Genomic DNA, 13545 nt, shown 5'->3' with positions numbered 1-13545 from the left:
GACGGTTCAGGCGGGTGCGCACGACCTGCACCTGACCGTAGTAGGACTCGACGCACGGCTGGGCGCCCTCGGACTGGCGCTCGGCCAGGTCGACGACGTCCGCATCGAGCTGGAGAACGTGCGGTGGTCGCGCTGGCGTGCTCGCCGCGCGACCGTCGTGTGTCGCGATGTCCACGTCAACCCGCCCGCGACGCTGGTGTCGTCGCCGGTCGAGTTCCGCGTGGAAGTGGATTTTTCGGACATTCCGGAGTTACAACCGGTCAGTTGGTTCCCGTTAACTGTCCGGTTGGTTGGCAAAGAGCTGCACGTGAAGCTGCACAAGTGGCTGCCGGCGCGGGTGTTCGCGGTGCCGGATCTGCCGCGCGGCATCGAGCTGACCGGTGTCGAGCAGCTGGACGACCACTTCGTGCTGACCGGAGCCGCTCCCGTGGTGCGGGAGCGGCTCACGCTGGGTCAGCTGGCCTCGGTCATCAAGCGGTTGGCGTCCATCCAGTCCAAGACCCGCTCGGACACGACGTCGGGAATCTCCATCTGGGGCACGTGACCGATGCCCGCGTACTCGTCGTAACGCCAGTGCGGGTGCCTGCGGGCCACGTGCCGGGCGGCGGCCACGTTGACCAGCCGGTCCCGGTCGCCGCTCATCAGGAACACCGGCACCCGCAGCTTGGCCATCGCCGCGTAGTAGGCGCCGCGCTTCGACGTCGTGAACACGGTGCTGCGCGCGGCCGCGAGGAACGCCGTGTCCAGCCCGTCGATCTTGGCCCGTTCACCGATGAGGTGCTCGCTCGCCTGCTTGAGCTCCTCGGGGATGCTCGACGGGTCCGCGGTGACCAGCTCCAGCAGGCGTTCGACCTGCCTGCGGGCCGGCACGGCCTTGGCTTTCGCGAGGAACCGCTCGCCCAGACCCGGCACCGAGTACATGAAGAACGTGCCCAGCATCGTCGGGTCCGGCCGCGTCCCGAGCACCATCGGCAGCGCGGGATCCACCAGCACCAGGCCGGAGACCAGGTCCGGGTTGTAGGCGGTGTGGAACAGGGAGATCATCCCGCCCATCGAGTTGCCGACCAGGATCACCGGCTCCCCGACGACCTCCTTGAGGAACCGGCCGAGCAGCTTCGCGTTGGCCTGGACCGTGGTCTGACGGCCCTCGGGGTTCGTCAGCCCGTGCCCGGCCAGGTCGACGGCCGTGACGCGCGCCTTCTGGGCGAGCAACGGCGCCAGCAGCGCCCAGTTCAGGTGCGAGCCGCCGAGCCCGTGCACCAGGACCATCCGCGGTCCGTCGTCCGGTCCGCCGAAGTCGACCCAGTGCACGGGCCCGTCGAGGTCCGCGTAGTGGCTGGTGCCGCCGAAGTTCGCCACAGTCGTCATACCAACCAGTATGTCGGTTGGACCAACCGGTTGGTAGCGGCCGTTGGCAGTCTCACCTCCAGGGCGACACGGGCTTGCAGTCGGCGTTCTCCTGCTTGCGGGTCCCGTAGACGACCTTCATGTCGTTCGGCGTGTAGTAGCAGGTGTTCTCGAGGTCGGTGCTGCTGCCGAGCAGCTCGCCGTTCTCGTCGTAGGCGCGCACGACCTCGGGCGACTGGTTCGGACCCGTCCAGTTCGAGGGGTAGGAGATGCGCGCGGCGTACGTGCCGCGCTCGATCTTCGCCTCCACGGTCTGGCCGTCGACGGTGTACGTCACCTTCTTCACCTTCGGCCCGATCCTGCCGACGACCGTCCGGTAGCCCGGCATGCGCTCCCACGACGGCCCGCCGACGACGTCACCACCGGGACCGAAGTTCCGCACGTCAACGGAGAAGTGCCCTGGCAGGAACGGCACGCTCGTCTGGCTGACAGCCGCGCTGTAGTTCTTGTCGCCCCTACCGACGTCGCAGGACAACGCCTCCTTGTCGGTGTAGAGCAGCGCCCACGTGGTCTCCGCGCTCAGCAGCTGGTACAGCGTCGCCTTGCCGACCCCGGCGACCTTGGCGCAGCCCTCCTCGATCGCCGGGGTCATCTCGGCCTTGATGTCGATGTCGGGCTTCGTGGGGTCGGGGAACCCCGGCGGCGGCGAGGACGGCGAGCCCGGCGTGGGTGACGAGGACTGCGTGGACGTGGGTGCCGCGGGTGAGGTGGTGATGTTGACGGCCGGCGACGGCTCGGAGGCCGACGGCCGCAGCATCACCATGCTCGCGGCGACGGTGGTCACCGCGGCGGCAGCGGCGAGGATCGGCACGGCGAGCCTCGATCGCCTGCCGCCGCCGACGACGGCGTCTTCGAGCTCCGCCCTGATCTGCGAGTGGCGGCCCGGCGGGAGGTCGCGAGTGGGTGGAAGCATGCTGGTCATCGGTCCTCCCCGGAGAGTGCGACGGTGTGTACGAGCTCGCGGTGCTGCTGGAGCTTCGACTTGGCCTTGCTGACCCGCGCCCGCACGCTGCCCTCGGTGATCCCGAGCGCCGCAGCGGCGTCCGCGTACGACACCTCGGACCACACGCACAGCGCGAGCGCCTCACGTTCGTTGCGCGGCAACGACTCCACGGCCTGCAACAGCTCTTTCATCCGCCGCTGGTCGTCGAGCCGCTCCGCCACCTGGTCCGAGTGGTCGGGCACCGGTCGCTCCTCGCCCACGCGGCGCAGGTTCTTGATGCGCCTGCTGAACGATCGTTGCTCGTTTCGCACCACGTTCGTCGCCACCGTGAGCAGCCACGGCAGCGCGGACTCGCGCTCCAGCCGCACGTCTCTTCGCTTGCGCCAGGCGAGCAGAAAGGTCGCCTGCAAGTGGTCCTCGGCCTCAGCCCAGGAAGCGGTCAGCCGGAAGCAGTGGTTGTAGACCGCCTTCGCGTGCCGGTCGAACAGCACTCCGAAGGCGTGGGCACTGCCCCCAGCGGCCTGCGACCACAACGCGCGGTCGTCTTCGGTCGTCATACCTCTTCGTGTCCGCTCGCACTTCGGGTGTTGGCACTGTTTTTATGTGCCCGCCGCTAACGTTCCGGAGCGTGGCACATCTGGGGGTCGCCGACCTTGAAAACACCGCACAGGCGGCATATGGACGAGAGCTGCGGGACGTGGCTCGTCTGCACGGCGGCAGCAAGAAGGGCGTCTACCGGCTGACGCTCGACGACGGCACAACAGGCGTTGCCTATGTGTGGCGGGCGAGCGAGGACTACTGGCCGGAGCACGAGTACGACCCGTTGTTCGGCAACGCGAGCGGGCGCGACCTGTTCCTGACCGCGCACACCGCGTTGTCCGAGGCCGGGGCGTGCGTGCCGCGGCTCGTGCTGGTCGACCGGGACACGATCGTCGTCGAGGACCTGGGCGGCGAGTTCCTGGAGAAGGTGCTCGACCACGACACCGAGGCGCTCGAACGGTTCTGGGACGACCTTCAAGCCGTGCACCAGCGGCAGAGCGCGCGCTACGGCCGCCCGAGCGCGCTCCAGCCCACCGACGCGCCGCCGGTGCCGGACGTGATCCTGCAGCGCGCCCTGAACCACCTCGACGCGTGCTGCGAGCGGGTGCCGCGCATCGCCGCCGAACGCTCCAGCCTGGAAACCGAGCTGCGCCAACGGCATTCGCTGATCGAACCGCGCACGAGCTACGGGCTGATCCACGGCGAACTCGGGCCGGACCACGTGCTCGTCGCCGACGGCAGACCGGTGCTGATCGACATCGAGGGCGCGATGTTCTTCGACGTCGAGTGGGAGCACGCGTTCCTGGAGCTGCGGTTCGGCCCGCACTACAGACCTGTCGCGAGCCTTGATCCGCAACGCTTGAGCTTCTACCGGCTGGCGCAGTACCTGTCCCTTGTGGAGGGTCCGCTGAGGTTGCTGGACGGCGACTTCCCGCACCGCGACGCGATGCGGGAGATCGCCGATCACAACATCGAGCGCGCGCTGGCTCAGATCTCCAGGTAGTCGAGGTTCGGGCCGCCGTTGGCCGTGGTCGCGACCGCCCGGACCGTGTTCTCCCCCGCCTGCAGGTCGAGCGTCACGGTCACCGACTGCCAGGTCGTCCACGCGCCGGTGCCCGCGAACGCCTGCTCGTCCACCGCGAGCTGGCCGTTGACCGAGATGTCGAGCGGCCGGTTCGCCGTGGTGCCGTTGGCGAACCGCAGCGTCACCTGGCGCGGCCCTGCCACGTCGGCGTTCACCTTGAACTCGACCGCGGAGCCGGACACGTTGTCGTAGTTGACGAAGCCGGTGCCGGAGAAGCCCGCGTGGTTCGACTCGACAGCGCCCTGGGTGACGACGCCGTTCTCCGCCTCGTACCGCGTCTCCGGCGTGGGCTCACCGCCACCGCCACCGGCGTAACCGGAACCGAGCCACGCCTCGTCGACCCGCAGCTGCGCCTTGCCCTGCGTGGACGTCTTCTCGACCCGGATGTGCCGCGCGGTCGTGTTGGCCGGCAGGTCGATGAACTGCACGCCGCGGTGGTTCGGCAGCGAGCCGGACTTCACGTTCGTCCAGTTGGAACCGTCGTTGGACGTGTAGACGTTGTAGTTCTTGATGCGCGCGGAGTTCGACGCCGGGTAGGTCGTCGAGTCCTCGCGCTGGTTCAACGCCACGTACGAGACCTTCTTGGCCGAGCCGAGGTCGAAGCGCAGCGACACCGTGCCCGCACCCGTCGCGTCCCAGTAGGTCTGGTAGTTGCCGTCCGCCGCGGCCGAGGCCGGGTGACCACTGCCTGAAGCCGACGCGCTCATCGTGTACGACGACGGCGCGATGATCCCCTCGCGCCCGGCCGTCTCGACCTTGAACACGGTGTCGTACTGGTCCCAGTTGGAGATGCCGTTCAGCGTGATCGTGCCGCCCGACTGGGTCCAGCTGACCGCCGCGCCGGTGCGCAGGTTGGTCACCTTGCTGACCTTGTAGCCGTTGTCCCGCACCTTCAACGTGCTGCCCGACGGCTTGGTGATCACGTGGACGTAGTTGAGGTTCGGGTTGGTCTTGGAGACCGTCGTGACGCCGTGCGCGCCGTCGTTCCAGAAGCCGGGCTTGAGGCCGCCGTTGTTGTAGCCACCGCCGGACGTGCCGCCGATCGACTCCCAGATGTCGCGCAGGTAGGTGTCGGTGAAGTTGTTGAACGTCTGCTGGTTCGACGGGAACTTGCCGTTGACCATCGCGGTCTCGGCCATCAACGCCTTGACGTCACTGCCGGCGTTGGTGATCAGGCGCCCCAGCGTCAGCTTGTAGTCGACGGTCGAGTTCGAGCCCGAGTACCACCACGCGCCGCCGCTCGGCAGCTTGAAGCACGCCTCGATCAGCCGCGGCGCCGCCGTGTAGACCGCCTGCGGGTAGTCGTAGCTCGGCGTCATGCCGGTCTTCTGCTCGTTGCTGATCGTGTCCATGATCGGCGTGTCCTCGTTGTTGTTGCTGAGGACCATGTCCGGACGGTCCTTGCGGATCCGCTCGTACAGACCGTTCTGCTCCCAGTAGGCGTTGTCGTTGTCGATCCAGAACCCGGCGAGCTTCGGGTACCGCTGCATGACCTCGACGAAGTTGTCGTAGCTGAACTGCCCGAACCCGGGCCGCTCCTGCAGGTTGACCGTCTTGCCCTTGTACTTCGAGTAGGCGGCCGAGTCGAGCCACTCGTGCCCGCCCTCGTTGTGCCACTGGGGGTCGTCGGTCATGTAGTTGATGACCTTCAGACCTTCCTTGTCCGCGGCCTCGATCAGCTCACCGAGGTAGTCGCGCTTCGTCGAACAAGTCCCGGGAATCGCCGACGGCCACGCCCGCGCGTACCCGAGCCTGCTGTGGAACGACGCCAGCACCAGGTACTGCGCGTGCAGCTTCTTCGCCTCGTCCACCCAGTACTTGGCCGACCAGCCACCCCCGGTCACAGCGGATTCCCAAGCGCTGCAACTGGTGTAGCCCGGGCTCGTCCTCATGCCCCAGTGCAGGAACAGACCGGACGTCGACGCCCGCAACCAGTCCTGCCGTGGATGCAGCACCTCGGCCCGCGCCGGAGTGCTCACGCCTGCAACGAGTAGAGCGGCGGTCATCAACACGCCGAGACGACGCAATGTTTTGCGCACGAGCCAGCCTCCTGGTGGACGCCTCCTGCGGCGGTAGGAAGACGTGCTCGGTGTTACCGCGCAAAGGTCTACGCCACTCAGCGGCCGGAATTCAATAGGTCCTCGGAGGTATGACCTAGTTACACGACCAACTGAATCGAAAAAGGCTCCAAATGAGCCGATGTCTAACGCTCATCCCGCTTGAACAGCCGACCCAGCCCGGTGACCAGGCAGATGGCGAGCACCCACCCCAGCAGCGTGAAGGCGAGCGAGAACCACTTGGCCGCACCGAGCGGCGCCCAGAGCTGACTGTGGTTCAGGCTCACGACCGGCAGGAGAAGATCGATCGTGTACAGCCACGGGTCGAACCAGTCGGGTTGCACCTCGCCCCTCATCTTGGCGAAGTTGCCGGGTTCGTGGCCGAGCACGCGGAAGATCCACCCACCGCCCAGGAGCACGAGACCGCCGAGCCACCACAGGATCCGAAGCGGCCGGTACCCGTACCCCACGGTCGGGCTGAGCACCCACCACACCATCCGGTAGAACCTGCCGAGCACTCCCCCGTCGAGGGACCGGCGCCGCACGTCTTCCTTGGCCATCAGCACATCGGTCGCCTCGTCGTGCTGACCGGCGGTCGCATAGGTGGCCGCGAGCTGCAGGTAGACCTGCGGCACGTAGGCGTGCACGTCGCGCAGCCACTTCAGCCGTTTGTCCAACTCCATCGACTTGTCCCGCAGCTCGCCGTAAACGAACCCATCGAGCATGCTCCCCTCCGACCAGTCGGTCTCGCTGTCGCCGAACGACCCCGCCCGCACCTGACGCAGATCCAGCAGTCCCACGGGCGGCTTGGCGAACTCCAGCCGCAGAGCACCGCGGACCTGCGTTCCCTTGAGCTTGAGCGACGGCGTTCCGCGCAACCGGGCCTTGTGGAACGTGATCTCGGAACCGACCCTGGCGTCGCACATCCTGACGCAGCCGTCCGCCCGCACCTTGTCGAACCGCACGGCGTGGCCGACCTGAACTCGGTCGCACCGCACCGCGACGTCGTCGTGCTTCAGCCTGGCGCCGGTGAAGTCGAGCTTGCCGTCGATCTGCGCACCGGCGAGATCGACGTGTCCGTGGGCGACGAAGGGCTTGCAGAGCTTGGCGTCCCGGGCCACGTGGACACCTCGAGCGATCAACGCCTCCGCCACGTCGCTCTCGAACCGCCCGCCCGTGCAGTCGAGGTCGCCACCGATCTGCGCACCGCTCAGCACGACCTGACCGTGTGCGTGGAACCACTTCTTCTTCCGGACCGACAGGCTGAGGTCGCCGCGCACCTTCAACCCGGTGGCGTTGAACGCCACGCCCTTCTCGTTCTTGAGGTGGGCGCCTTGCGCGCCCACCAGGCCGTTGACCACAGCGCCGGCCAGGCGAAGCTCACCGCGCACGACGGTCTTGTAGCGCAGCACCAGGTTCAGCGATGTCACCGAGCGGGTGAGGTTGATCGCCACACCATCGGGGTTCGAGAACTCGCCACCGGTGAGCTTCACCCAGCCGCCGAACCGGCACCCGACGAGGCTCAGCTCACCGGTCACCTCGCACCCCTCTGAGAACTCCACCTCCTGCCGGACCGTCATCCCGATCGCGACGAGCGCTTTGCCTTCGGAGCCGAGGAAGCGGGCGCCGTGGCAGATCAGCCGTCCAGCGATCGTCGCACCGCTCAGGCCCACCACACCCTCGACCGTGAACCCCTTGCGCCAGAAGACGTGCTCCTCCACGACGAGGCCACCCAGTTCCAGAGCACTGTCCTCGCCGGGGTTGCGGAAGGTGGCGCCGTCGCAGACGAACTCGCCGCCGATGTGCGCGCCGATCATGTGCGTCAGACCGGTCACCCGGAACTCGCCCGTGCAGTGGAAGTCCAGGTCCACCCGCAACCCGTCCGCCTTCAGGGCGCCGTCGGGCGGCCCTTCGATCAGGCAGTCCTTCATGTCCAGCTGCCCTGACACATGTGCGCCGGTGAGCTCGACGCGTCCCTTCACCTGGCAGTCGTTCAACGCCAGGCCGTCCCGAAACCGCGCTTGCGACGCGCTCAGGCCGGGCAGCCGGCAGTTCACGAAGTACAGACCCGCCAGCTCCGCCTGTTCGACGTTGGGCACGTCGTCGAAGGAGCAGCCCTCGAACTCCACCGGGAACCCGACCTCACCGGCCTCCAGGTCCAGCTTGCCCACCACGGTCACCTCGAACAGCCAAAGCGTTCGCGGCCTGTCGCCTTCACCGCGCATCAGTTGCCGGGCCAGGAAACCCGCTCCGATTTCCCTGCCGCCGCCGCGGAACTCGACTCTCGCGCCCGGCTTCATCTCCTCGAGCAGCTCCTGCTCGGCTGACGTCATGTCGCGCACTCCAAGGACGCGACCGCGAGGTGATGGCGCGATCTCACTTGTTCAGGTGTGTGAAGTACGTCCGAACAGGCCCGTCCGCTGTTAGCCCGTCACCGGACGTTCACCCGATCAGCCGTGGGACGGGTGGCCGTAGAGGCCGGCGCCCGCGATCTCCACCGACGTCAGGAACGCCGCCGAAGCCACGTACGAGGCCTCGACCAGCTCCGCGGTGTGCGAGAAGTCCAGCGGCGTCACGGCCTGCACCGGCGGCCCCGGCAGGTACAGCACCGGCACATCACGTGAGGCGAGCTCCACCTCCAGCACCGCCTGGTTGCGCATGCCCAGGGTCGCCCAGAACAGCAGCGTCTCGGCCAGCGTCTCCGGCACCGTCGGCAGGTGGCCCGGGAACGCGCAGTCCAGCACCACCAACGACTGCGCGCCCATCGCCAGCGCCTGCCGGATCGGCACGTTGGCGAGCACGCCGCCGTCGTAGAGCACGCGGTCGTCGATGCGCACGGGCGGGTAGATGCCGGGAATCGCCGCGCTGGCCAGGATCGCCGGGACCAACGAGCCGGACGTGATGTTGACGGCCTCACCCGTCACGCAGTCCACCGACACCGCGCCGAAAGGCAGCGTCAAGGAATCGAACGACGAACACCCGTCCAGACCCTCTTCCAGCACGTCGGCGAGGCCCGCGTTGGGAAACAGGTAGGTCTTGTGAGTCCGCAACGACCGGAGCTGCGCGATCGGGCCGCCGGGGAACACGCGCTGCCTGGTCATGCCCTCCCACAGCACGGCCAGCCGCGACGCCGCCTTCTCCGGGTCCAGCGCCAGCAACGAGCCGTTCACCGACCCTACGGACGTGCCGACGACGAGGTCCGGGCGCACGCCGTGTTCCTGCAACGCGCGCAGCATGCCCACCTGCGAGGCGCCGAGACTTCCTCCGCCGCCGAGCACGAAAGCGACAGGTCCGGGCAATGAGATCACGAGCAGAACGTACAAGAAGGCTCGAGCGTCAGCACGCCGGCAGGAGCGTGCAGCGCCGAACCCGTGCAGCGCTGGAAGATCTCGGCGGCACGAGCACGTGAGCCCATCAGGAACCACGCCTCGGCCTGCGCCAGGGCATGCCCCGTCGACAACGCGATCTCCAGCGCTTCCGAGAGCAGCGACTTCTGGCCCAGCACGGACAAAGTCGTCGAAGCGCGGGCGTGGATCACCCGGAAGCCGCGCGAGACAGCCAGTTCCAACGCCAGGTGCGCGTGCCGGGCGGCCTCCAGCACGTCTCCCGCAGCTAGGAAGGCACGGGCGAGCGACACCCGCAGCCACGCCTCCTGATAGGCCATCGAACGGTCCACGGCCACGGACACCGCACGGGTCAGCGTCGTGATCGCCAGGTCGTGCCGGCCCACGTGGCGGTGCACGTTGCCGATGACGTCGAGTGCGCGCAGCAGGTAGTGCGAGTTCGCGGACGTGTGGATGGCCTTGTCGCGCAGCCGGGTCGCCACGGCGAGAGCCTCGGCCGACGCGCCCGTGTCCAGGTGCAGCAACGATTCGTCGTGCAGCACGCACAGCTCCCAGTGCGGCACGCCCGCCGCGCCGGCCGCCGCGCGGGCGATCAGGTCGCGGGCCCGCGGCACGTCACCGAGGGCCAGCGCCACCTCGCCCGTCCAGCCGAGCGCAGGGATGTCGTCGGGCAGGAGCTTGATGGCCTTGTCGTAGGTCGCCATCGCCTCGTGCAGGTCACCGGTCGCGACGATCGCCGGGCCCACCGTCACCATCATCAGCGCGGTGTCCGAGGCTCCCACCTGGTGCGCGGACGCCTCGCGGTAGACCTCCAGGGCCTTCACCGGATACCCCTGCACGACGTGGCACGCGCCCAGGTTGTGCAACGCCCGGTGCGCGCCCACAAGGTCACCGGCCGAGCGGAACAAGGCGGCCGCACGGGTGAAGTGCTCCGCTCCCGCCCCCGCGTCCGATCCCATCAGCGCGGTGCCGATCGCGGACTCCATCGTCGCCTGACCGACCAGATCGCCTTCGGCCTCGGCGTGCCGCAGCGCGGCGGAGGACACCGCGCGAGCCGTCTCGTGGTCGCTGCGCATCCAGAGGTAGCGGCGCAGCGCGTCCGCCATGTGCCAGCAGCCGGTCAACGCCAGCGCCACCATGGCATCCCGCTCACTGTCCAACCAGGACAGTGCGGCCGCCTGGTCCGCGAACGGCGGCACCTCGACCGACCGCGACGGGCGCTCGGCGTGCAGCATGCGCGGCATCAGCAGGTCCAGAGCCGCGTCGGCGGTGAGCACGTAGAAGTCGAACATCCGTTGCTTCGCCGCGGTGTCCGCCCCGAGCCCGCGGGCGTAGAGGTGCAGCAGGTCGTGCAGCCGATAGCGCCCGGCGGTGTGCGGCTCGACCAGGTTCACGATCTCCAACGCCGCCACGCACGACCCGGCGACCGCCGGCGACTCGCCCAGCAGCGCGGCCGCCGCGTGCACGGTGAAGTCGTTGCGCGGCAACAAACCCAGCAACCGGAAAAGCCGCGCGGGCCCGTCAGCGAGCTCGCGGTACGAAAGCTCGAAGGCCGCCGACACCACGCCGCGCTGGTCGCCGCGGATCGACAACAGAGACAGCCTGTCGTCGCCCTCCAGCGCCGCCACGGCATCGGCCACGCGGTCCCGCGACGCGGCCAGGTTCGCCGCCGCCACCCGCAACGCCAGCGGCAGATGCCCGCACAACCGGGCCAGCGCCGCCACGGCGTCCGGTTCGGCCGACGCCCGCGCGGGACCCAGCATCCGGCCGATCAGCGCTGCCGACTCACCAGGCGTCAGAACGTCCAGCTCCAGCCGGTGCGCGTCGTCGACGGCCATCAGCCCGCGCAGGTCGTTGCGGCTGGTCACCACGACCACGCACCCCGCACTGCCGGGCAGCAACGGCCGCACCTGGTCCTCGGACACGGCGTTGTCGAGCAGCACGAGCACCCGCTTGCGCGCCAGCGCCGACCTGTACAGCGCGGCCAGCTCCAGCTCGTCGCCGGGCACCTGCGTGACGCCCAACGACCGCAGAAACCCCGTCAGCGCCTCGGAAGGCGTGATCGGCGGCGCGTCGTCGAACCCCCGCAGGTTCACGTACAGCTGACCGTCCGGAAAGGACTCGCTGACCCGATGTGCCCAGTGCACGGCCAACGCGGTCTTCCCCACGCCCGCCACACCAGCGATCGACGTGATCACCACTGTCGAACTGGATTCCAGCAACGCGTCCAACGAGTCCAGATGCTCGGAACGCCCGGTGAACCGCACCAGATCGGCGGGCAACTGCCGCGGAACCACGGAGGAGACGACCACACCGTCGTCCTGCGCCAGCACCGCGTCGTGCGCCTCGCGCAGCACCGGACCCGGCTCCACCCCCAGCTCGTCGACGAGCCGCCGATGCGTGACCCGGTACAGCTCCAACGCGTCGGCCTGCCGATCAGACCGGTACAGCGCGGTCATCAGCAACGCCACGAGCCCCTCGCGGAACGGGTGCTCGGCCACGAGAGCCGTCAGCTCCGGCACCAGCTCGCGATGCCGCCCCAGCCCCAGCTCCAGCGCACAACACTGCTCGGTGGCCGAGATCCGCCGCTCGTTCCACCGGTCGGCGTCGACCCGCAGCTCCGAGCTCACCAGCCCGGACAACGCCGGTCCACGCCACAGTTCCAGCGCCATCCGCAGGATCGCGGCCGACTGCGCGGGCTCGAGCGCGGCAGCCGACCGCACCCGATCTTCAAAAGCCGCGACGTCCGTGAAGGCCACGACCCGATAGGCCGTGCCGTCCGTGACGATCACCGGCGAACCGAGCACCGCTCGCAGCGACGCGATCGACTTCTGCACCTGATGCCGTGCCGTGGAAGGAGGATCGACGTCCCACGCGACGGCCACCAGGTGGTCGAGACCGACCAGCCGCCCGGACGCGAGCGCCAGCGCCGCCAGCACCTTCTGGTCCCGCGTGCTGCCGATCCGCACCCGCTCGCCGCTGCCCGCGAGCACCTCCAGAGGTCCGAGCAGCCGGATTTCCGTCACGGTCAGAAGATAACGACGGAATGCCCGCGACCGCCCATTTGAGACCTCAGGAGGCGTGCACCAGCAGTGGAATCGCCAATTCCTGTCTCGTTCGAGACCCGTGGAACCCGTTCATCGCACTGAAAACGGGTTCCGCCTGGCCGCGAACGACCACCGCCGAGTTTTTCATTGCCACGACAACATTTCCGATGCGGTCGAGCGCCAGCGGGCTGACCGGGCCGAACCAGCCCAGCTCCACAGCTTCCTCACGCCGGACCACATCCGCGCGATCACCGAGGAAATCGCGCCAAACCGAGAGCACCTCATCACTTTCGGTGTGCAGATAACGCACCCGCGGTTCACCGGTGATCGTCCGGACTCCCTGCCACAACAAGGGTTCGGTGTCGAAGTCGATCCGGTCGTCCGCGGTGATCATGCCGTGGTCCGCCGTCACCACGAGAAGCGAGTCCGCCGGCATCCGGGACGCGATGCGGGCGGCCAGCGCGTCCACGAACTCCAGCTGCAGCAGCCATTCGTCGGAGCCGGGCCCGTAGATGTGCCCGATCATGTCGAGATCCGCGTGGTAGGCGTAGCAGAACGAGCGGTCCTGCTGGACGGCGGCGACCGCGCCCAGCGCGAGGTCGCCGAACCCGGCCGCGCCCCGGAACCACGACCCGCGCAGCACGGCCCTGGTCAGCCCGCTGGTGCGCTGGGTCAGCGGGGCGACCGTGCTGACCGCCACCCCCGCCGCCGCGGCGCGTTCGAACAGCGTCGGGTGCGGCTGGACGACCTCGGGCACGAGCGTCTTGCGCAGGTCGTGGTGGCGATCACCGGCCCGCGTCCAGGTCAGCGCGTTGAGCACCTCGTCCCCGACCGAGAACGAGACCCCGACGATGCCGTGCTCGCCCGCCAGCAGCCCGGTGCCGATCGAGGCCAGGCTGGTCGCGGTGGTCGACGGGAAGCCCGCGTCGACGTCCCGGCCGCCCAGACCGGCGAGGAACGGCGCGTGCTCGGCGTGCGAGCGCAGCAGTTCGTGCCCCAGCCCGTCGACGAGCAGCAGCACGACACGCCGGGCGGACGGCAGGTCGAGCGTGTTGTCCGCACCCGGAACGTCCAGGCCGGAGAGCAGTGAGGGGACGACCTCGGCGATGGTCACCTGGACACC

10 protein-coding genes are annotated in these 13545 nt (G+C 68.8%); 2 read left to right on the top strand and 8 right to left on the bottom strand.

Annotated features, from left to right (window positions below):
* Positions 1–118 precede the first annotated feature (118 nt).
* Positions 119–544, top strand: a complete 426-nt coding sequence (locus tag AB0M24_RS06965; RefSeq protein WP_363762006.1) for a hypothetical protein — start codon at positions 119–121, stop codon at positions 542–544.
* On the opposite strand, the gene AB0M24_RS06960 is transcribed toward AB0M24_RS06965, so the two are convergent.
* Genes AB0M24_RS06960 through AB0M24_RS06950 form a run of 3 tightly spaced genes read right to left on the bottom strand, consistent with a single transcriptional unit; the run spans position 454 to position 2907 of the window.
* Complete coding sequence (locus tag AB0M24_RS06960; RefSeq protein ID WP_363762004.1) at positions 454–1368, bottom strand: alpha/beta hydrolase; 915 nt, start codon at positions 1366–1368, stop codon at positions 454–456. The two genes, AB0M24_RS06965 and AB0M24_RS06960, sit on opposite strands and share 91 nt — an antisense overlap.
* Before the next feature lie 52 nt (positions 1369–1420).
* Entirely contained in the window at positions 1421–2329 is a 909-nt protein-coding gene (locus AB0M24_RS06955; protein ID WP_363762002.1) for a hypothetical protein, read from the bottom strand.
* Positions 2326–2907: an RNA polymerase sigma factor gene (locus tag AB0M24_RS06950; protein ID WP_363762000.1), complete on the bottom strand. Its 582-nt coding sequence runs from the start codon at positions 2905–2907 to the stop codon at positions 2326–2328. The genes AB0M24_RS06955 and AB0M24_RS06950 overlap by 4 nt, the downstream gene beginning before the upstream one ends.
* 71 nt (positions 2908–2978) lie before the next feature.
* On the opposite strand from AB0M24_RS06950, the gene AB0M24_RS06945 reads away from it, so the two are divergent.
* Positions 2979–3893, top strand: a complete 915-nt coding sequence (locus AB0M24_RS06945) for a phosphotransferase (protein WP_363761998.1) — start codon at positions 2979–2981, stop codon at positions 3891–3893.
* Here the strand turns inward: AB0M24_RS06945 and AB0M24_RS06940 are convergent.
* From AB0M24_RS06940 to AB0M24_RS06920, 5 genes are all read right to left on the bottom strand, one after another.
* Positions 3878–5980 carry a discoidin domain-containing protein gene (locus tag AB0M24_RS06940; RefSeq protein WP_363763025.1) on the bottom strand — a complete coding sequence of 701 codons (2103 nt, stop codon included), beginning with the start codon at positions 5978–5980 and terminating at the stop codon, positions 3878–3880. The two genes, AB0M24_RS06945 and AB0M24_RS06940, sit on opposite strands and share 16 nt — an antisense overlap.
* A gap of 197 nt (positions 5981–6177) precedes the next feature.
* Positions 6178–8364 (bottom strand): hypothetical protein, encoded by a 2187-nt coding sequence (locus AB0M24_RS06935; RefSeq protein WP_363761996.1) that lies wholly within the window; start codon positions 8362–8364, stop codon positions 6178–6180.
* Positions 8365–8481: 117 nt separating this feature from the next.
* A complete protein-coding gene (locus AB0M24_RS06930) occupies positions 8482–9345 on the bottom strand; it encodes a patatin-like phospholipase family protein (protein ID WP_363763022.1) in 864 nt (287 codons plus the stop codon).
* Positions 9336–12401 carry a BTAD domain-containing putative transcriptional regulator gene (locus AB0M24_RS06925; RefSeq protein ID WP_363761994.1) on the bottom strand — a complete coding sequence of 1022 codons (3066 nt, stop codon included), beginning with the start codon at positions 12399–12401 and terminating at the stop codon, positions 9336–9338. The genes AB0M24_RS06930 and AB0M24_RS06925 overlap by 10 nt, the downstream gene beginning before the upstream one ends.
* Positions 12402–12447: 46 nt before the next feature.
* Positions 12448–13536, bottom strand: a complete 1089-nt coding sequence (locus AB0M24_RS06920; protein ID WP_363761992.1) for an alkaline phosphatase family protein — start codon at positions 13534–13536, stop codon at positions 12448–12450.
* Positions 13537–13545 lie beyond the last annotated feature (9 nt).

The sequence above is a fragment of the Lentzea sp. NPDC051838 genome (assembly GCF_040681245.1).
Classification (GTDB): Bacteria; Actinomycetota; Actinomycetes; order Mycobacteriales; family Pseudonocardiaceae; genus Lentzea.
Note: the sequence above shows the minus strand (reverse complement) of the source record. Positions and strands in the feature narration are given on the sequence as shown.

Coding starts and splice junctions, on each gene's coding strand:
- AB0M24_RS06960 (WP_363762004.1), bottom strand. CDS start 1,368: ATGACGACTGTGGCGAACTTCGGCGGCACCAGCCACTACGCGGACCTC.
- AB0M24_RS06955 (WP_363762002.1), bottom strand. CDS start 2,329: ATGACCAGCATGCTTCCACCCACTCGCGACCTCCCGCCGGGCCGCCAC.
- AB0M24_RS06950 (WP_363762000.1), bottom strand. CDS start 2,907: ATGACGACCGAAGACGACCGCGCGTTGTGGTCGCAGGCCGCTGGGGGC.
- AB0M24_RS06940 (WP_363763025.1), bottom strand. CDS start 5,980: ATGACCGCCGCTCTACTCGTTGCAGGCGTGAGCACTCCGGCGCGGGCC.
- AB0M24_RS06935 (WP_363761996.1), bottom strand. CDS start 8,364: ATGACGTCAGCCGAGCAGGAGCTGCTCGAGGAGATGAAGCCGGGCGCG.